The sequence below is a fragment of the Duganella sp. FT27W genome (assembly GCF_009295655.1).
Taxonomy (GTDB): domain Bacteria; phylum Pseudomonadota; class Gammaproteobacteria; order Burkholderiales; family Burkholderiaceae_D; genus Rugamonas; species Rugamonas zoogloeoides.
Map to the genome: position 1 here is coordinate 259,072 of NZ_WHIV01000006.1, position 17,593 is coordinate 276,664.

Annotated in this window: 19 protein-coding genes; 11 read left to right on the forward strand and 8 right to left on the reverse strand. The window is 64.6% G+C overall.

Annotation, left to right across the window (positions count from 1 at the left end):
* The first annotated feature begins 82 nt into the window (after positions 1-82).
* Genes F8197_RS26810 through F8197_RS26825 form a run of 4 tightly spaced genes read left to right on the forward strand, consistent with a single transcriptional unit; the run spans position 83 to position 4,404 of the window.
* Positions 83-1,126 carry an aminoglycoside phosphotransferase family protein gene (locus F8197_RS26810; RefSeq protein WP_152884975.1) on the forward strand — a complete coding sequence of 348 codons (1,044 nt, stop codon included), beginning with the start codon at positions 83-85 and terminating at the stop codon, positions 1,124-1,126.
* Between the two features lie 10 nt (positions 1,127-1,136).
* A complete protein-coding gene (murU, locus tag F8197_RS26815) occupies positions 1,137-1,871 on the forward strand; it encodes an N-acetylmuramate alpha-1-phosphate uridylyltransferase MurU (RefSeq protein WP_152884977.1) in 735 nt (244 codons plus the stop codon).
* Positions 1,868-3,157: an aminopeptidase P N-terminal domain-containing protein gene (locus tag F8197_RS26820; protein WP_373996995.1), complete on the forward strand. Its 1,290-nt coding sequence runs from the start codon at positions 1,868-1,870 to the stop codon at positions 3,155-3,157. Before murU ends, F8197_RS26820 begins: the two co-directional genes overlap by 4 nt.
* Positions 3,154-4,404 carry an FAD-dependent monooxygenase gene (locus F8197_RS26825; protein WP_152884979.1) on the forward strand — a complete coding sequence of 417 codons (1,251 nt, stop codon included), beginning with the start codon at positions 3,154-3,156 and terminating at the stop codon, positions 4,402-4,404. Before F8197_RS26820 ends, F8197_RS26825 begins: the two co-directional genes overlap by 4 nt.
* A gap of 3 nt (positions 4,405-4,407) precedes the next feature.
* Here F8197_RS26825 and F8197_RS26830 read toward each other — a convergent pair whose 3' ends face one another.
* From F8197_RS26830 to F8197_RS26840, 3 genes are read right to left on the reverse strand one after another with little or no spacing between them, the layout of a single operon-like run.
* The gene (locus F8197_RS26830; RefSeq protein WP_152884980.1) at positions 4,408-5,877 is read right to left on the reverse strand and encodes an NAD(P)(+) transhydrogenase (Re/Si-specific) subunit beta; all 1,470 of its coding nucleotides are present in this window, start codon (positions 5,875-5,877) and stop codon (positions 4,408-4,410) included.
* Positions 5,874-6,188: an NAD(P) transhydrogenase subunit alpha gene (locus F8197_RS26835; RefSeq protein WP_152884982.1), complete on the reverse strand. Its 315-nt coding sequence runs from the start codon at positions 6,186-6,188 to the stop codon at positions 5,874-5,876. The genes F8197_RS26830 and F8197_RS26835 overlap by 4 nt, the downstream gene beginning before the upstream one ends.
* Before the next feature lie 13 nt (positions 6,189-6,201).
* The gene (locus tag F8197_RS26840; protein ID WP_152884984.1) at positions 6,202-7,314 is read right to left on the reverse strand and encodes a Re/Si-specific NAD(P)(+) transhydrogenase subunit alpha; all 1,113 of its coding nucleotides are present in this window, start codon (positions 7,312-7,314) and stop codon (positions 6,202-6,204) included.
* 312 nt (positions 7,315-7,626) lie between these two features.
* Here F8197_RS26840 and F8197_RS26845 point away from each other — a divergent pair, with 312 nt between their 5' ends.
* On the forward strand, positions 7,627-8,124 hold the full coding sequence (locus tag F8197_RS26845; protein ID WP_019923648.1) for an NUDIX hydrolase: 498 nt from the start codon (positions 7,627-7,629) through the stop codon (positions 8,122-8,124).
* Between the two features lie 15 nt (positions 8,125-8,139).
* Complete coding sequence (gene mnmA, locus F8197_RS26850; protein ID WP_152884986.1) at positions 8,140-9,240, forward strand: tRNA 2-thiouridine(34) synthase MnmA; 1,101 nt, start codon at positions 8,140-8,142, stop codon at positions 9,238-9,240.
* A gap of 11 nt (positions 9,241-9,251) precedes the next feature.
* On the opposite strand, the gene F8197_RS26855 is transcribed toward mnmA, so the two are convergent.
* Together F8197_RS26855 and F8197_RS26860 are read right to left on the reverse strand one after the other, a co-directional pair.
* Entirely contained in the window at positions 9,252-9,692 is a 441-nt protein-coding gene (locus F8197_RS26855) for a response regulator (RefSeq protein WP_152884988.1), read from the reverse strand.
* 1 nt (position 9,693) lies between these two features.
* Entirely contained in the window at positions 9,694-10,470 is a 777-nt protein-coding gene (locus tag F8197_RS26860) for a 5'-3' exonuclease H3TH domain-containing protein (protein ID WP_152884990.1), read from the reverse strand.
* 118 nt (positions 10,471-10,588) lie between these two features.
* Between F8197_RS26860 and F8197_RS26865 the strand changes: the two genes are divergently transcribed.
* Both F8197_RS26865 and F8197_RS26870 read left to right on the forward strand, forming a co-directional pair.
* Complete coding sequence (locus tag F8197_RS26865) at positions 10,589-10,813, forward strand: hypothetical protein (RefSeq protein WP_152884992.1); 225 nt, start codon at positions 10,589-10,591, stop codon at positions 10,811-10,813.
* On the forward strand, positions 10,810-11,205 hold the full coding sequence (locus tag F8197_RS26870) for a type II toxin-antitoxin system VapC family toxin (RefSeq protein WP_152884994.1): 396 nt from the start codon (positions 10,810-10,812) through the stop codon (positions 11,203-11,205). Before F8197_RS26865 ends, F8197_RS26870 begins: the two co-directional genes overlap by 4 nt.
* Before the next feature lie 11 nt (positions 11,206-11,216).
* Here F8197_RS26870 and F8197_RS26875 read toward each other — a convergent pair whose 3' ends face one another.
* Positions 11,217-11,888 carry a glutathione S-transferase family protein gene (locus F8197_RS26875; RefSeq protein WP_152884996.1) on the reverse strand — a complete coding sequence of 224 codons (672 nt, stop codon included), beginning with the start codon at positions 11,886-11,888 and terminating at the stop codon, positions 11,217-11,219.
* A 178-nt stretch (positions 11,889-12,066) separates the two neighbouring features.
* On the opposite strand from F8197_RS26875, the gene F8197_RS26880 reads away from it, so the two are divergent.
* From F8197_RS26880 to F8197_RS26890, 3 genes are read left to right on the forward strand one after another with little or no spacing between them, the layout of a single operon-like run.
* Positions 12,067-13,014 (forward strand): protein kinase family protein, encoded by a 948-nt coding sequence (locus tag F8197_RS26880; RefSeq protein ID WP_152884997.1) that lies wholly within the window; start codon positions 12,067-12,069, stop codon positions 13,012-13,014.
* Positions 13,015-13,026: 12 nt separating this feature from the next.
* Positions 13,027-13,995: a VWA domain-containing protein gene (locus F8197_RS26885; protein ID WP_152884999.1), complete on the forward strand. Its 969-nt coding sequence runs from the start codon at positions 13,027-13,029 to the stop codon at positions 13,993-13,995.
* Between the two features lie 5 nt (positions 13,996-14,000).
* A complete protein-coding gene (locus tag F8197_RS26890) occupies positions 14,001-15,374 on the forward strand; it encodes an adenylosuccinate synthetase (RefSeq protein WP_152885000.1) in 1,374 nt (457 codons plus the stop codon).
* 13 nt (positions 15,375-15,387) lie between these two features.
* Here F8197_RS26890 and F8197_RS26895 read toward each other — a convergent pair whose 3' ends face one another.
* Positions 15,388-15,675, reverse strand: a complete 288-nt coding sequence (locus F8197_RS26895) for a DUF6587 family protein (protein ID WP_152885001.1) — start codon at positions 15,673-15,675, stop codon at positions 15,388-15,390.
* Between the two features lies 1 nt (position 15,676).
* Positions 15,677-17,587 (reverse strand): ferrous iron transport protein B, encoded by a 1,911-nt coding sequence (gene feoB, locus F8197_RS26900; protein ID WP_227012437.1) that lies wholly within the window; start codon positions 17,585-17,587, stop codon positions 15,677-15,679.
* Positions 17,588-17,593: the final 6 nt, after the last annotated feature.

The window sequence follows — 17,593 nt, forward strand, 5'->3', positions numbered from 1 at the left end:
GGGTGGAAACACCGGGCGATTTGAAAATAATCCCTTATTATATGGGAATCTATCCTCAACGCCGGTTTCAACCGCTCGCTTCATGTCTTTATTACAGAATTTAACGCCAGATGTTCGCCTGGAGGCGCTGACCGCCTGGCTGGCCACCCTCAACGTCGTCGATACCGCGTCGGCACGCCCCGCGTCGAGCGATGCCAGCTTCCGCCGTTATTTCCGCGTCAACGTTTTGCCGGAACACCAGGCCAGCCTGGGCGCCACCCTGATCGTGATGGACGCCCCGCCCGAGCGCGAAAACGTACTGGGCTTCGTCAAGGTTGACGAAATGCTCATCCATGCCGGCGTTTCCGTGCCGCGCATCGTCGCCACCGACTACGAACGCGGCTTCATGCTGATGTCCGACCTCGGCAACACCACGTACTTGCAGGTGCTCGACCACGACAACGCCTCGGCCATGTACGCCGACGCACTGGAAGCGCTGGTCAAGTTCCAGCTCACCAGCGAACCGGACGTGCTGCCCGAGTACGACCGCGCCTTCATGGAACGCGAACTGGGCATCTTTACCGAGTGGTACCTGGGCCGCCACCTGAAGGCCACGCTCAACGACAAGCAGCAGCTTGAACTGAAAGCCGTGTTCGACGCCATCCTGGCCAACGTCACGGCCCAGCAGCAGGTGTATGTGCACCGCGACTTCCATTCGCGCAACCTGATGCAGCTCGACGCCGGCAACCCCGGCGTGCTGGACTTCCAGGACGCGCTGTACGGCCCGATCACCTACGACGTCGTCTCGCTGCTGCGCGACGCCTACGTGCAATGGGACGAAGAACTGGTACTGGACTGGGCCATCCGCTACTGGCAGCACGCCAAGTCGCTGGGCCTGCCGGTCAACAAGGACATCGATAGTTTCTACCAGGACTTCGAGTACATGGGCTTGCAGCGCCACCTGAAAATCCTCGGCATCTTCTGCCGCCTGCACTACCGCGACGGCAAGGACCAGTACCTGGCCGACCTGCCCACGGTAATGGACTATGTGCGCAAGACCGCCGGCCGCTACCGCGACCTGAAACCGCTGGTGCGCCTGCTCGACCTGCTGGAAGACGTGCAGCCGCAAGTCGGCTACACGTTCTGAGGCCGGGATCATGAAGGCCATGATCTTTGCCGCCGGACGCGGCGAGCGCATGCGTCCGTTGACGGACACCTGCCCCAAGCCGCTGCTCAAGGTGCGCGGCCGTCCACTGATCGTCTGGCACATTCTCGGCCTGGTGCGCGCCGGCATCACGGAAATCGTGATCAACCACGCCCACCTGGGCGACCAGATCGAAACAACGCTCGGCGACGGCAGCAAGTACGGCGCCAGGCTGCTGTACTCGCGCGAAGACACCGCGCTGGAGACGGCCGGCGGCATCGCCCACGCCCGCCACCTGCTCGGTGACGAACCGTTCGTGGCAATCTCGGGCGACATTTATTGCCCGCATTTCGACTTCGAGCAGGTCAAGGACGTGCTGCACGACGAAGACATGTGGGGCAACCCGTACCCGGCCGACCAGCGCGACATCTGCTGGCTGTACCTGGTGCCGAATCCCGACTTCCATCCCGAGGGCGACTTCGGCCTGTCGATGTACACGCTGAACAACGACGGTACGCCGAAATTCACGTTCGGCAATATCGGCGTGTACCGTCCCGAAATGTTCGACGCCATCACGCCCGGCGACCACGCCAAGCTGGGCCCGCTGCTGCGCGCCTTCATCGACAAAAAGCTCGTCGGTGGCGAAGTGTACGAGGGCGAGTGGCACAACGTGGGCACGGTGCAGCAGCTCGAGCTGTTGAACGCACCAAGAGCCGCGCTGGCGCCGGGCCCCAGGGCTGCGCAGTGACAGGGGAGGCAGCTGCTCGTCGCAACGACTGCGGCGCTGATGACGGCGCGGGCGATCAAGCCCGCGCAGCTTGTGCCAGTAGGCGCACGCGCCTGCTGGCGCAACTGCCACCGGGCGCGGTGGCCGTGCTGCACACGGCGCCCGAGGTGGTACGCAACGGCGACAGCCACTATCCTTACCGCTACGACAGCGCGTTTTATTATTTGACCGGTTTTACGGAGCCGGAAAGCGCGCTGGTGCTCGTCGCCGCACGCGGTGCTGCGCCGGCCCGAAGCCTGCTGTTCTGCCGCGAGAAAAATCCTGACCGCGAGATCTGGGATGGCTTTCGTTATGGACCGGAAGCCGCGCGTGGCGCCTTCGGTTTCGCTGAGGCATACCCGATCGAGGACCTCGACGGCGCACTGGCACAGCTGCGCGCTGGTGCGGAGGCCGAGCCGGTTGACTTGCTGCCGCTGCTGGCCGACATGCGCCTGCTGAAAGACGACAGCGAACAAGCCACCATGCAGCGTGCCGCCACTATCTCGGCCCTGGCCCACGTGCGGGCCATGCAACACGCGCACGCCGGCATGCACGAGTATGAAATCGAAGCGGAACTGTTGTACGAATTCCGCCGTCATGGCGCCCAGGGCCAGGCGTATCCGCCTATCGTCGCGGCCGGCGCTAACGCCTGCGTGCTGCACTACAGCGCCAACAACGCCCTGGCCCGCGACGGCGACCTGGTACTGATCGACGCCGGCTGCGAGCTCGATGGCTATGCCTCGGACATTACTCGCACCTGGCCCGTCAACGGCCGCTTTACCGCGCCCCAGCGCCAGCTGTACGAGCTGGTGCTGGCTGCGCAAAGCGCCGCCCTGGGCGCCGTGGCGCCGGGCCGCCCGTATGCCGGCATCCATGCCGCAGCATTGAGCGTGCTGGCGCAGGGCATGCTGGACCTGGGCCTGCTCGATAAAAACACTTGCGGCAGCGCCGCCGACGTGATTGCCGACAAACGCCACCTGCAGTTCTACATGCATGGTACCGGCCACTGGCTGGGCCTGGACGTGCACGACGTGGGGACCTACCGCGACCTGAGCGTCGCGGACCACCCTTCGCGCGCGCTGCAGGCGGGCATGGTGCTGACGGTGGAACCGGGCATCTACGTGCGCCCTGCTGCCGGCGTGCCCGAACAATTCTGGAACACGGGGATCCGCATCGAAGACGATGTGCTGGTCACCGCCACCGGCCACACGGTATTGAGCGCAGCCGCGCCCAAATCCGTCGCCGACATCGAAAAGCTGATGCCATGACCGACCACGACACCCCGCCCGTTACCCTGTCCTGCGATGTGGCCATTTGCGGCGCCGGCCCGGCCGGCATGGCGCTGGCCGCCCTGCTGGCCAAACGCGGCATCCCTGCCCACCGCATCGCCCTGATCGACGCCAAGACCCTGGCCCAGTCGAGCGCCGACCCGCGCTCGCTGGCGCTGTCGTGGGGCAGCCGCCAGATCCTGGAGGACATAGGCGCCTGGCCCGTCGCCGGCACCGCGATCAACGAAATCCACGTCTCGCGGCGCGGCCAGTTTGGCCGCAGCATGATCACCAGCACCGAGCAAGGCGTACCGGCGCTTGGCTATGTCACCCGCTACGGCGACATCGTCAAGGCGCTGGGCGCCGTGGTGGATGCGGCCGGCATCGCCACCCAGCGCCCGGCGCGGGTCGATGCACTCGACGAACTCGATGACGAAGTGATACTCACCATTACCGACCTGGCGACGGGCGCGGCGCGCTCGCTGCACGCGGGCTTGGTGGTGCAGGCCGAGGGTGGCCTGTTCAACGAACAGCAGGACCGCGCCCAGCGCCGCGACTACGGCCAGACCGCGATCATCGCCCAGGTGCGCAGCAGCCGCGCCATCGCGCACCGCGCCTACGAACGCTTCACCGACGAAGGCCCGCTGGCGCTGCTGCCGCAGGGCGAGGCACAGTTGGGTGCGCATTTGAGTGCACAGATGGGCGCGCAGGTGAGTGCGCGTTCGGGTGCGCATTCGGGTACCCAGTCAGGTGAGTATTCGCTGGTATGGTGCGTGCGACCGGCGCGCGCGGAACAATTGCTGGCACTGGACGACCAGGCGTTCCTGGCGCAACTGGGCGAGGCGTTCGGCGACCGCGTGGGGCGTTTTACGTACGCCTCGCCACGCCTCGGTTTCCCGCTCGGCCTGAATGCCGATGCAAGGACCACGGCCCGCACGGTCGCCATCGGCAATGCCGCGCAGACGCTGCACCCGGTAGCCGGCCAGGGCCTGAACCTGGGCCTGCGCGACGTGACGGTGCTGGCGCGCCTGCTGGCGCAAGGCGCCACGCCGCAGATGCTGGCGCAGTTCACTGCGGCCCGGCAACAGGACCGCAGCACCACCGTGCGCCTGACCGACACCATGGCGCGCGTGTTTGCCAACAACTCGCCGGCGCAGGCGCTGCTGGGGTTGTCGCTGGCGGCGATCGACATGGTGGGACCGGCGCGCAGCGTGCTGGCCGAATTGATGATGTACGGCCGGCGCTAGGCTTTACTCGACCGCCTTCACCATATCCTCGATCACCTTCTTGGCGTCGCCAAACACCATCATGGTATTGGCCTGGTAAAACAGCTCGTTGTCGAGCCCCGCGTAGCCGGACGCCATCGACCGCTTGTTGACGATGATGCTCTTGGCTTTATAGGCTTCCAGGATCGGCATGCCGGCAATCGGCGAACCCGGGTCCTTGGCTGCCGGATTGACCACGTCGTTGGCGCCAAGGATCAGCGCCACATCGGCCTGGCCGAATTCGCCGTTGATGTCCTCCATCTCGAACACCTGGTCGTACGGCACTTCGGCTTCGGCCAGCAGCACGTTCATGTGGCCCGGCATGCGTCCGGCCACCGGGTGGATCGCATATTTCACGGTCACGCCCTTGTGCATCAGTTTTTCCACCAGCTCTTTCAACGAGTGCTGGGCGCGCGCCACGGCCAGGCCGTAGCCGGGCACGATGATCACGCTCTCGGCATTGGCCATGATGAAGGCCGCATCATCGGCCGAGCCGGATTTGACGGGGCGCTGCTCCTTGGCCCCGCCGGCGCCGGCATCGCTTGGTGCGCCGCCAAAGCCGCCCAGGATGACGTTGAAGAACGAGCGGTTCATGGCCTTGCACATGATATACGACAGGATCGCGCCGGACGAACCGACCAGCGAGCCGGCAATGATCAGCATGGCGTTGTTGAGCGAGAAGCCGATGCCGGCCGCCGCCCAGCCGGAGTACGAGTTCAGCATCGACACCACCACCGGCATATCGGCGCCGCCGATCGGGATGATGATCAACACCCCGAGCACAAAGGCGATCGCGGTCATGACCAGGAACGGCGTCCACGCGGGCGCCACGCCGTCGGCAAAGCAGAATGCCAGTCCCAATCCCACCATGATCAGCGCCAGCACCAGGTTCAATACGTGCTGGCCGGCGAAGCTGACCGGCGCGCCCTGGAACAGCCGGAACTTGTATTTACCCGACAGCTTGCCGAACGCGATCACCGAGCCCGAGAACGTGATCGCGCCAACAAAAGTGCCGATGAACAGCTCGATGCGGTTACCGAATGGCAGCGCCTCGCCCACGGCGGCGATCCCGAACGCGTGCGGCTCCGACACGGCAGCGACCGCGATGCACACGGCGGCTAGGCCAATCAGCGAGTGCATGGCGGCGACCAGTTCCGGCATCTTGGTCATCTCGACCTTCTTGGCCAGGATGGCGCCAATCGCGCCGCCCACCACCACGCCCACCGCCACCAGCGCCAGCCCCATGCCGCCATTGAGGCCCGCTTGCATGGCTTCCTCGCGCAGCTTGAGTATCAGGGCGACGGTGGTAACAAACGCGATGGCCATGCCGGCCATGCCGAAGGCATTACCGGAACGCGCCGTGGCCGGCGACGACAGCCCTTTGAGCGCCTGGATGAAGCACACCGAGGCGATCAAATACAGCATCGTCACCAGGTTCATGGTGATGAAGCTCATGGCTGATCTCCCTTCTTCGCCTTCGGCTCTTTTTTGCGGAACATCTCGAGCATGCGCTGTGTGACCAGGAAACCGCCGAACACATTGACGGCAGCCAGCGCCACGGCGACCGTGCCAGCCACCTGGCCCACGATGCCTTCGGTGAGCGCGGCGGCCAGCATGGCGCCGACGATGATGATCGCCGAGACGGCGTTGGTGACGGCCATGAGCGGCGTATGCAGCGCCGGGGTCACGGTCCAGACCACGTGGTAGCCTACATAGATGGCCAGCACGAAGATGATCAGGTTGATGATGGTGTGGCTCACTTCCATGGCGTGTCCCCTTTTATTGTCGTAGCAGTTGGCCGTCCGCGCACAGCAGCGTGGCCTTGATGATCTCGTCCTCGCGGTCGATGACCAGTTGATCGTCCTTGTCGATGATCAGCTTGAGGAAGTCGAGCACATTGCGCGCGTACAGCGCCGAGGCGTCGGCCGCCACCAGCGTGGCCAGGTCGGGTTCGCCGACGATATGCACGCCGTGTTTGATCACGGTTTTATTGAGCTCCGACAGCGGGCAGTTGCCGCCCTGGGATACTGCCAGATCGACGATCACGGAACCGGGCTTCATCGCCTTGACCGTGTCTTCGGAAATGAGTACCGGCGCCGGGCGGCCGGGGATCAGCGCGGTGGTGATGATGATGTCGGCCAGCTTGGCCCGTTCGTGGACAAGGGCAGACTGGCGCGCCATCCAGTCGGGCGGCATCGACCGCGCATAGCCGCCCACGCCCTTGGCGATTTCGCGCTCCTCGTCGGTGAGGAATGGTACGTCGATGAACTTGGCGCCCAGCGACTCCACCTGCTCTTTCACCGGCGGACGCACGTCGGACGCCTCGATCACGGCGCCCAGGCGCTTGGCCGTGGCAATCGACTGCAAGCCGGCCACGCCCACGCCCATGATCAACACGCGCGCCGCTTTGACCGTGCCGGCGGCCGTCATCAGCATCGGCATGAAGCGCTGGTAGGTATTGGCCGCGATCATCACCGCCTTGTAGCCGGCGATGTTCGCCTGCGACGACAGCACGTCCATCGACTGTGCGCGCGTGATGCGCGGCACGGCCTCCAGTGCCAGTGCGCGCAGGCCGGCGGACGCCATGGCGGCGTTGTTGGCCGCATCGAAGGGGTTGAGCATGCCGATGACGACCGTGCCGGGCTTGATCAGTGCCCGTTCGGCATCGTCGGGCGCGCGCACCTTGAGGACGACGTCGGCGCCGAAGGCCTCGGCCGCGCCAGTGATTTGCGCACCCGCTGCCGCGTAGGCGTCGTCGGTGATGGAGGCGGCCAGGCCGGCGCCCGCCTGCACGATCAGTTGATGTTTCGCAGATAACTTCTTGACGGTTTCAGGGGTTGCTGCCACCCGGGTCTCCCCCGGTTTTGTCTCAACCGGTACGCCTATTCTCATTGTGTCTCCCCAGCAGATATCGCAAACCTACTGCGCGCCCCGCTCTCGCTTTTCCGTTGCTCAGCGTACTTCCGTACGCTTGCGCTACTCGAAGCGACAGCAGGCCGCTCGCTACGGTTTTCGAAAATCTGCAAATGATTAATAAACTGACTAGCCAATCTAACACGGTTTTTTGCGCAAAAGTCGTTATCTGGCGTTGTTTATCCCATGAAACGTTGCGTAAGTTCAAAGCAAATGCTGTTTTTAACGACAGTGGTTTCAAACCAAATCGGCGGAACAGGCTAAAATGTCGGCTCTTTTCAAGGATGACTCATGCCGCGTATCTGGAAACCCTCTGTTACTGTTGCCGCCATCGTCGAAAAAGACGGCAAGTTCCTGCTGATCGAAGAAGAGACCAGCGACGGCATCCGCATCAACCAGCCTGCCGGCCATCTCGACCCCTATGAATCGCTGGAACAGGCCGTGATCCGCGAGACGCTGGAGGAAACCGCGTACGACTTCACCCCCACCGCGCTGGTGGGCATGTATATGTCGCGCTACACCTCCAACCGCACCGGCGAGGAAGTGACGTACCTGCGCTTTACCTTCTGCGGCGTGCCGGGCGCGCAGCACGACCGCCCGCTCGACGAGGGCATCCTGCGCACCATGTGGCTCACGCGCGACGAACTGGCCGCCTGCGCCGACCGTCACCGCAGCCCTACCGTGCTGCAATGCGTGGACGAATACCTGGCCGGCATCCGCGCCCCGCTTGAATTGATACAGACCCACGCTTCCGTGTACAAAGAAGCCGTGAGTACCGCTATTGGATAGACAAGGATTGATGTAATGAGCAAGAAAAAAGTCGTGATCGGTATGTCGGGCGGGGTCGATTCCTCGGTCGCGGCGTGGATGCTCAAGGAGCAGGGCTACGACGTGGTGGGCCTGTTCATGAAGAATTGGGAAGACGACGACGATTCCGAATACTGCTCCACGCGCCAGGACTGGATCGATGCGGCCAGCGTGGCCGACGTGATCGGCGTGGACATCGAGGCCGTCAACTTCGCCGCCGAATACAAGGACCGCGTGTTCGCCGACTTCCTGCGCGAGTACCAGGCCGGCCGCACGCCGAATCCCGATGTGCTGTGCAACGCCGAAATCAAGTTCAAGGCTTTTCTCGATCACGCCATGCACCTCGGCGCGGACCTGATCGCCACCGGCCACTATGCGCGCGTGCGCCAGAACGGCGAGAAGTTCGAGTTATTGAAAGCCGTCGATCACACCAAGGACCAGAGCTACTTCCTGCATCGGCTGAACCAGTCGCAGTTGTCGCGTACCCTGTTCCCGCTCGGCGAAATCCCGAAAACCGAAGTGCGCCAGATCGCCGAAAAACTGGCCTTGCCCAACGCCGCCAAAAAGGATTCGACCGGCATCTGCTTCATCGGCGAGCGCCCGTTCCGCGAATTCCTGAACCGCTACCTGTCGTACAAACCGGGCCCGATGAAAACCCCGGACGGCAAGGTCGTGGGCGAACACGTGGGCCTGTCGTTCTACACGCTGGGCCAGCGCAAGGGCATCGGCGTGGGCGGCATGAAAGCGTACAAAAATCCCGACGGCAGCAGCGACGCCTGGTACGTGGCGCGCAAGGACGTGGCCGAGAACACGCTGTACATCGTGCAGGGCCACGACCATCCGTGGCTGCTGTCGTCCACGCTGCGCGCCGACCAGGCCAGCTGGATTGCCGGCGAGGCGCCCTCCCCGCGCGCGCTGTCGGCCAAGACCCGCTACCGCCAGGCCGACGTGGCGTGCGAAGTCGCGCCCGAGGGCGACTCGGACTTTGCGTTGCGGTTCATAGAAGCCCAGTGGGCGGTCACGCCGGGACAGTCGGCCGTGCTGTATGACGGCGATGTATGCCTCGGGGGCGGCATCATCGACAGCTCCACCACTTAAAGCGCCCTCAGTTATTCGGCAGCGGCGCTGTCATCTTCCGGTTTCGGTGCCATCGCCGCCATCGCCGCCATCGCGGCACGCTGGCGCTTGACCATCGCGATCACCACGTTGCGTATGGTATTGAGGACCGTGTCGGCTTTAAAAGGCTTGACGATGAAGCCGTTGACGCCCATCGCGTGGGCGGACTGGATGGTGGCCGCGTCGAGCTGACTCGAGACCATGAAGATCAGCGCCTTGGGCCACTTGGCCTTGATCTCGCGCATGCCGTCGAGATCGTTTTCCACCTGTTCCAGCGCGATGCACACGATGTGCGGATTGTGCTTGATCATCAGGGCCACGCCGGCCGCGCACGTGTGGGCCTGGCCCGCCACGTCGTAACCGCCATCGAGCAACACCGTATTGAGCAGGCCGCGCGCGACCGCGCTTGAATCGATAATTATCGCTTTTAACATCTTAAAACTGCTCCCAGGCCAGCATATTCCAGGTGACGCCGACCGTTACGTCAGTTTTCAGCGCCACCAACTGTCGAGAAAGATACAGCATTTCACGTTCTTTTCGTAAAGTTTCACCCAGAGAATCTTTAAGAATGCCGGCGCCGGCCATGATGGCATCCAGGGTGCCGTAAGTACGCAACAGGCGGGCAGCGGTCTTCACGCCCACCTTCGACACGCCGGGTATCGAATCGGTGACATCGCCCATCAGCGCCAGCAGGTCGGGCAATTGCTCGGGCGGCACGCCCCACTTGCGCTCGACCCAGGCATGGTCGTGCCATTCGCCCTTGAAGTGGTCCCACACGCGGGCGCCGTGGGCGATCAGGCCATGCAAGTCCTTGTCGGTGCTGGCAACGGTGGCGTCACCGCGGCTGTCGGCCAGCCAGCGCAGCACCACGGTGCCGATCACGTCGTCGGCCTCCACTTCGGGCACGCACACCACGTGCATGCCGATGGCGCGCAGCCTGTCGTAAAACGCTGGCAGCGCCGCGCGCAGCGGCTCGGGCATCGGCGCCCGGCCTGCGCGGTAGCCGGCAAACAGGTCGTGGCGCCAGGTGCGTCCGCCAAAGTCGAACGCGGGCAGCACGTGGGTGGGCTGGTGGTCGTTGATCAGGTTGCGAAGGGAAGAAAACGCGTGGCGCAGCGCGATCTCGGCCTTTTCGGGGCTGTCAGGTTCGGGGCTGGCTTCATAGACACGGCGCACGATATTGAGGCCGTCGATGGCAAGGAGTCTACCCATGTTAAACGTGGTCCGGGCTACTTGGTGAAGTCGCCATTTTAACCGAGCGAGATGCGGTGGCGCTTGCTTGAAATCGGTGACAGATAGCGTAACATCAACCTATCCTACGGAGGCGATCATGTGGCCCACCATTGCTTTGGAAGAGTTTCTGGCAGACCCGCAGAAGGCGCTAAAAAAAATCGCGGCGTCCAGCGACATCTATTTCATTACCGAAAACGGCAAGCCGATACTCGATATCCGTCCCTTCCGCTCGGTGCCAAATGAAAAGATGCGCGGCAGCGTGCTGGCCGAAGGCGACATCGTATCGCCCATTGAGGCTGACGGCTATGCGTCCTTCCGATGATACTGCTCGATACTCACGCGTTGATTTGGTGGTTTGAAGGCAGTCCCAAGCTTTCTCTCGCCGCTAAGGCGGCGATTGAAAATGCGCAGCGGCTTAGCCGGGTCACGATTTCGTCGCTATCGTGCTGGGAAATTGCGCTACTGAACGCGCACGGAAGAATCCATTTATCGACCGAATTGCACAACTGGATTACGGCGATCCAAAAGCTTCGGCGTGTTCGTTTCATCCCCGTAGACAACCACATCGCCGTGGCCTCAGTTGAACTACCAGGCCAGTTTCACAAAGATCCCGCCGACCGCATCATCGTGGCCACGGCGATCACGATGAATATCCCGGTCGTCACCGTAGACCATAAAATCCACGCCTACCCTCACGTGCGGACCATCTGGTAGCGCCATCCACGCTACTTCAGCAACGCATACTCGCCACCACGCTCGATCGCCCGCTTATAGGCAGGACGCGCATGAATGCGCTCGAGAAAGCTCATCAACCGGGGACGTCTGCTGTCGAGGCCGGCCCGGGCGGCGGCCGCTTCCAGCGGAAAGCTCATCTGGATGTCGGCGGCGGTAAATTCGGCGCCGGCGAACCACGGCGACCTGGCCAGCTCGGCTTCGAGGTAGTCGAGGTGAGAAGCGATTTGCGGTTCGATGTAGGTGCCCTTGACCTTGCGGGCGATGCCGCGCGTGATCGGTTTCACAAAAAACGGCGCCGGGCTGGTTTCCACGCGATCAAACACCAGCTTCATCAACAGCGGCGCCATCGCCGAACCTTCGGCGTAGTGCAGGAAATAAGTCCAGCGGCGGCGCTCTTCAGTGCCGGCGGGCGGCACCAGGCGGCCATTGCCGTAGGTGTCGACCAGGTATTCGACGATGGCGCCCGATTCGGCCACCACCACGCCGTTGTCGACGATCACCGGCGACTTGCCCAGCGGGTGGATGGCACGCAGTTCGGGCGGCGCCAGCATGGTCTTGGCGTCGCGCTGGTAGCGGATGATCTCATAGTCCAGCCCCAGTTCTTCGAGCAGCCAGAGCACGCGCTGCGAGCGCGAATTATTGAGGTGGTGAACGACGATCATGTGGATTCCAAAAAAAGAACGGCCGTGCCGCGATATGCCTAGCTTAGCATTACTGGCACGATTGCACTGCTGGCCGATCGGGAGAATATGCAGCGCTTCGGCTGGCGATTGGCAAACGAGCAACCCTTTCCGATAAAGCAAGGTATGATCGACCAGTGATCAAGTACCGGGTTGTCGCATGATCTTTGTCTCCCTCAATTGCCCGCAGTGCGGCGCCTCGTTGCCGTCCTCGGCACGCTGGCGCACCGTGCAATGCCTGTACTGTTCGGCCATCGTCTCGCCCCAGGTCCGCACCATCCTGGCGGCCGATTTTCGCGCCGCTTACGAGCGTTCGCTGGCGGACGACAACGCTGCCAGCCACATCGTGTGCGCCGGCCAGCGCTACCGCATCATTACTCCCCTGACGTCCAGCGCCAGCGTGCTGCTGGCACAGCGTATCGGCGGCGGCCCGGAGCGGGTCGTGATCAAACTGTCGCAGTCACCGCACACCCTGCAACACGAAGCAGCGATCCTGCACCAGCTGCAAGCTGCGGCCATTCCCGGCGCCGCGTATTTCTCACAGCGCCTGCCGCAACTGGTCGCACAAGGCGCTGCCACCGGCAACGTGGCAGCGGGCGCGCAGGCGCTGGTGCTGCGCCACCCGGTCGGATACTGGGGCAGTCTGGCCGACGTGCGGCGCCATTACCCGAGCGGCATCGACCCGCGCCATGCGGTGTGGATGTGGCGCCGCATGCTCGAAGTGCTGGGTTATGTGCACGCCGCTGGCTGGGCGCATGGCCGCCTGGCCCCGGAACACCTGCTGGTCCATCCCGCCGATCACGGCATCCTGATCATCGGCTGGGCAGGCGCACAGCGGCTAAGCGTCAACGCCACGGCAGCGCGCGACCTGATGCAAGCTGCGTGGTCGATCCGCTGCCTGCTTGACGGTAGCGGCGACGATGGCAATGAGCCGCCGATTGCCGCTGCGGTACCGGCGCCGCTGGCCACGCTGCTGCGGCGCGCCAGCGAAGACGCCGACTGGTGCGCGCGGCACGGCGCCGCCGGCATCGACCAGGCCCTCAAGACCGCCGCCGCAGCCGCGTTCGGCCCGGCGCGGTTTATCCACTTTACCCCCAACCCTCGCTGACAAGGAGCTTCCATGGGACACGGAAATTATTCGCAGACGGCCCACGCCGCCATCATCGCCGACCGCGCCAACGACGCGCACCGCGAAGTATTCACCCAGCGCCAGTGCCACCCGCTGATGAATCCGCACGGCATAGGCGTGCGCGAGGCGCGCGACAGCGCCGACCACCCGCACTCGCTCGGCATCGTGTTCGCGCTGGACGTCACCGGGTCGATGGGTGCGATTCCCAACAGCCTGGCCACCCGCGAGCTGCCCACCTTCATGGCCTTGCTCACTGCGTGCGGCGTGCGCGACCCGCAACTGCTGTTCATGGCAATCGGCGACGCCACGTCCGACGACGCCGCGCTGCAAGTGGGCCAGTTCGAATCGACCGCGCAGCTGATGGACCAATGGCTGACCTGGAGCTATCTCGAAGGCGGCGGCGGTGGCACCGGCGAAGAAAGCTACGAGCTGGCGTTCTACGTGGCGGCGCAGCACATGGAAATGGATTGCTGGACCAAGCGCCGCAAGAAAGGCTATCTGTTCCTGACCGGCGACGAGCATCCGTATCCGGCCGTGTCGCGCCACCAGATCGATACGCTCATCGGCGACAAGCTCGATGAAGACATCCCGATTGCGGAAGTGATCGCGGCAGCGGCCGAAACCTTCCACATTTTCTTCCTGGTGCCGGACCTCCAGCGCCGCAAGAACTGCGAACGGCGCTGGCGCGATCTGCTGGGCGACCGCGTGATCTGCATGGAGGCGCCGGAAGACGCCTGCGCGGTGGCCGCCTCGCTGGTGGCGCTCACCGAAAAATCGGTCGCCGGCATCGATGCCCTGGCGCCCACGCTGGCCGCCAACGGCATTGCCGGCGACCGGATTTCCGCCATCATCCGCGCAGTCCGCCCTTACGCCGCGCTGAGCGATCCGGACGCCGCTGCTCACGGCATGGGCGGCGCGGCAGTTGGCGGCAGCAGCTGGTGGCGCCGACTGTTCGGTTGAGCGCGATGGCAACCCGGCTGGTGTCAGTCCAGGGGCTGGGTTTTGGCGACTGCGGCAAGGGCCTGTTTATCGATGCGCTGTGCCGCGCCATGCAGGCGCACACCGTGGTGCGCTTCAATGGCGGCGCCCAGGCGGCGCACAACGTGGTGCTGCCCGATGGCCGCCACCACACGTTTTCGCAGTTCGGCGCAGGCAGCTTCCATCCCGGCGTGCACACGCTGCTGGCCTTCCCGGTCATCGTCCATCCCACCGCGTTGCTGATCGAGAGCAGCTACCTGCAGCGCGCCGGCGTCACCGATGCCCTGCAACGGCTGGTCATCGATGGCCGCTGCCGCCTCACCACGCCGTTTCACCAGGCGGCAGGGCGCATGCGCGAGCTGGCGCGCGGCGCCGCAGCCCATGGCAGTTGCGGCGTGGGTGTGGGCGAAACCGTCCGCCACGACCTGGCGCATCCCGAACTGACGCTGCGCTATGCCGACCTGCTCACGCCCGTCCGCGCACTCGACAAACTGGAAGCGCTCCGCACCACCCTGCTTGCAGCGGTGTCCCACGACGGCGCCCCGGACGACATGCGCGCCGGCTGGCACGAGGAGCAGGCAGTGCTGCGCGATGGCGCGCTGGCGCGCCGCTGGCTGGAGCAGGCGCAGCAACTGGTCCGGCATGCGCCGCCCGCGCCGCAGGCGGACGTGGCAGCCCGGCTGCACCTGCCCGGCACCGTGCTGTTCGAAGGTGCGCAGGGCGTCTTGCTCGATGAGTGGCGCGGGTTCCACCCGTACACCACCTGGAGCACCATCCATACGTCGGCAGTTGAAGCGGTGGCCGTTGACGCGGGCCAGCACGGCCGCATTACCCACCTGGGCGCCATGCGCAGTTACCTGACGCGCCACGGCCACGGCCCGTTTCCCAGCCACGACCCGCGCCTGGACCTGCTGCCGGAGCCGCACAATGCGGCAGGAGGCTGGCAGGGGATTTTTCGGCGCGGCCATCCCGACCTGGTACTGCTGCGCTATGCGCTGGCAGCGATCGGCCGGCTCGATGGCTTGCTGGTCAGCCATCTCGATGCGTTCGACCGGGCGCCGGCACTGCGCTGGTGCGAGGGATACGAGGTGGCGCATGGGGAGTTCGAAGCGCAGCTGTGCCAGCGCAATGCACAGGGTGCAGTCATCGGCCTGCATCAGGGCGCCAGGGGCGACCTCGAACACCAGGCAGGTTTGACGGCGCTCTTGCAGCAGGCCGCGCCAAGGCTGGCGGCGCAGCCCATCGCCAGCGCGGCGCAGTTTATCGAACAACTGGAACAGGCGACCGGTCTGCCGGTGGCGCGGGGCGCCTTTGGCCCCACGTGGCAGACGGTACGAAGCTTGAAGACTGATCGGCTCTGAGAGAGCGCGCAGATCAGCGCTGCACGTGCAGCGGAATCACGCGCTTGAGCGGCTGCGAGGTTTCGCCGGCGGAACCGGCCATCGGTGCGGCCTTGTCATCGGTACCGCACGACCCGCACGAACCACAGCCGGTGCCGCAGTCGGGCGTGGTCTTGAAGAATTTGGCGGCCTTGTCCTGGTTGACGCCACGGCGCGCCAGGAAGTACACGATCTGCCGGCGCCAGGCGGCCGGCAAATACCTGGTACTGAAGTGTGCCAGGGCTGCCGCCACGATCACTGCCACGATAAGGTTCTGCCACATATCAGCCTCCGATGATTGCCGTCGAAATGCGGAACGTGAGGAATGCCGCCACGTACGCCAGCGCAAACAGATAACCGGCCATGAACCAGGCAGCTTTGACGCTGTTGGTTTCACGGCGGACCGTACTCAGGGTGGCCAGGCACTGCGGCGCAAACACGAACCAGGCCAACAGCGACAGCGCGGTCGGCAGACCCCAGCTGGCGGCCAGCACGGGCGCCAGCGAATTGGCCAATTCGTCGCCGGTCTGCGACATCGCATACACGGTGCCCAGCGCACCCACCGCCACTTCGCGCGCGGCCATGCCGGGCACCAGCGCGATGCAGATCTGCCAGTTGAAGCCAATTGGCGCGAAGATGTATTCGAGGCCGCGGCCGATGATGCCCGCCACGCTGTAATAGATGGCCGGCTGGGTGGCGCCTTCCGGCGCGTCCGGGAACGAGCTCAGTGCCCACAAGATGATGGTGAGACTGAGGATGATGGTGCCGACGCGGGTGACGAAAATCTTGGCGCGTTCCCACAGGCCCAGCGCCAGGTTGCGCAGGTGCGGCCAGTGGTAGGCCGGCAGTTCCATCATCAACGGATGCTTGCCCTTGCCGCCCATGGTGCGCTTCATGACGTACGCCACCAGCATGGCCGAGACGATGCCGGCCACGTACAGGATGAACAGCACCAGGCCTTGCAGGTTCATGATGCCGAGCACTTCGCGGCTCGGGATGAAGGCGGCGATCACCAGTGCGTACACCGGCAGGCGCGCGGAACACGTCATCAACGGCGCGATCATGATGGTGACAAACCGGTCGCGCCGGTTTTGTATCGTGCGCGCGGCCATCACGCCGGGAATGGCGCAGGCAAAGCTCGACAGCAGCGGGATGAAGGCGCGGCCCGACAGGCCCACGCCGCCCATCAGGCGGTCGAGCAGGAAGGCGGCGCGCGGCAGGTAGCCGCAGTCCTCGAGCATCAGGATGAAGAAGAACAGGATCAGAATCTGCGGCAGGAACACCAACACGCCGCCCACGCCGCCGATGATGCCATCGACCAGCAGGCTGCGCAGGTGGCCCTCCGGCACGTACTCGCCCAGCACCGCACCGAGGTGCTCGAAGGCGCCGGTGATCATGTCCATCGGCGTGGCGGCCCAGCTGAACACGGCCTGGAACACGAAGAACATCAGTACGGCCAGGATGATCGGGCCGACCACCGGGTGCAGCACCACGCTATCGATTTTTTCGGACGTGGACGATGTTTCGTCGTCGCCGCTGACAGCGGCAGCGATGATGCGGCGTACTTCGCGCTGGGTCTCTTCCACCGACACCGCGTCGATGGCCGACAGCGGCTTGGTAACGACCTGCGGCAGCGGCAGCATGGCGTCGAGCGCGGCGACCAGCGCCTTTTCGCCGCCCGGCTGCACGGCCACGGTTTCCACCACCGGCATGCCCAGCTCCTGCGACAGGCGCGCGGTGTCGATGACGACGCCGCGCTTCTTGGCCACGTCGACCATGTTCAGCGCCAGCAGCATGGGCAGGCCCAGGCGCTGCACTTCCAGCACCAGGCGCAGGTTCAGGCGCAGGTTGGTGGCGTTGACCACGCACACCAGCACGTCCGGCGCGGCGTCGCCCCGGCGCAGGCCCGCCACCACGTCGCGCGTGATCGCTTCGTCCGGGGTGTGGGCGGTGAGGCTGTAGGCGCCCGGCAGGTCGAGCACGCGGAAGGTGTGGCCGGCTTGCGAGTTAAAGGCGCCTTCCTTGCGTTCGATGGTGACGCCCGCGTAATTGGCCACTTTCTGGCGCGCGCCGGTCAGGCGGTTGAACAGCGCGGTCTTGCCGCAATTGGGATTTCCCAGCAGGGCCACGACGGGTGGCAGGGCATTGGCCGGTGCGTTATGAACACCCGGCACCGTTTTTTCTACGACAGCCATTATTAA

Coding starts and splice junctions, on each gene's coding strand:
- F8197_RS26835 (WP_152884982.1), bottom strand. CDS start 6,188: ATGGAAGTGAGCCACACCATCATCAACCTGATCATCTTCGTGCTGGCC.
- F8197_RS26830 (WP_152884980.1), bottom strand. CDS start 5,877: ATGAGCTTCATCACCATGAACCTGGTGACGATGCTGTATTTGATCGCC.
- F8197_RS26885 (WP_152884999.1), top strand. CDS start 13,027: ATGGGACACGGAAATTATTCGCAGACGGCCCACGCCGCCATCATCGCC.
- F8197_RS26865 (WP_152884992.1), top strand. CDS start 10,589: ATGTGGCCCACCATTGCTTTGGAAGAGTTTCTGGCAGACCCGCAGAAG.
- F8197_RS26825 (WP_152884979.1), top strand. CDS start 3,154: ATGACCGACCACGACACCCCGCCCGTTACCCTGTCCTGCGATGTGGCC.
- F8197_RS26895 (WP_152885001.1), bottom strand. CDS start 15,675: ATGTGGCAGAACCTTATCGTGGCAGTGATCGTGGCGGCAGCCCTGGCA.
- F8197_RS26840 (WP_152884984.1), bottom strand. CDS start 7,314: ATGAGAATAGGCGTACCGGTTGAGACAAAACCGGGGGAGACCCGGGTG.
- feoB (WP_227012437.1), bottom strand. CDS start 17,587: ATGGCTGTCGTAGAAAAAACGGTGCCGGGTGTTCATAACGCACCGGCC.
- F8197_RS26875 (WP_152884996.1), bottom strand. CDS start 11,888: ATGATCGTCGTTCACCACCTCAATAATTCGCGCTCGCAGCGCGTGCTC.
- F8197_RS26855 (WP_152884988.1), bottom strand. CDS start 9,692: ATGTTAAAAGCGATAATTATCGATTCAAGCGCGGTCGCGCGCGGCCTG.
- F8197_RS26870 (WP_152884994.1), top strand. CDS start 10,810: ATGATACTGCTCGATACTCACGCGTTGATTTGGTGGTTTGAAGGCAGT.
- F8197_RS26890 (WP_152885000.1), top strand. CDS start 14,001: ATGGCAACCCGGCTGGTGTCAGTCCAGGGGCTGGGTTTTGGCGACTGC.
- F8197_RS26880 (WP_152884997.1), top strand. CDS start 12,067: ATGATCTTTGTCTCCCTCAATTGCCCGCAGTGCGGCGCCTCGTTGCCG.
- mnmA (WP_152884986.1), top strand. CDS start 8,140: ATGAGCAAGAAAAAAGTCGTGATCGGTATGTCGGGCGGGGTCGATTCC.
- F8197_RS26860 (WP_152884990.1), bottom strand. CDS start 10,470: ATGGGTAGACTCCTTGCCATCGACGGCCTCAATATCGTGCGCCGTGTC.
- F8197_RS26845 (WP_019923648.1), top strand. CDS start 7,627: ATGCCGCGTATCTGGAAACCCTCTGTTACTGTTGCCGCCATCGTCGAA.
- F8197_RS26810 (WP_152884975.1), top strand. CDS start 83: ATGTCTTTATTACAGAATTTAACGCCAGATGTTCGCCTGGAGGCGCTG.
- murU (WP_152884977.1), top strand. CDS start 1,137: ATGAAGGCCATGATCTTTGCCGCCGGACGCGGCGAGCGCATGCGTCCG.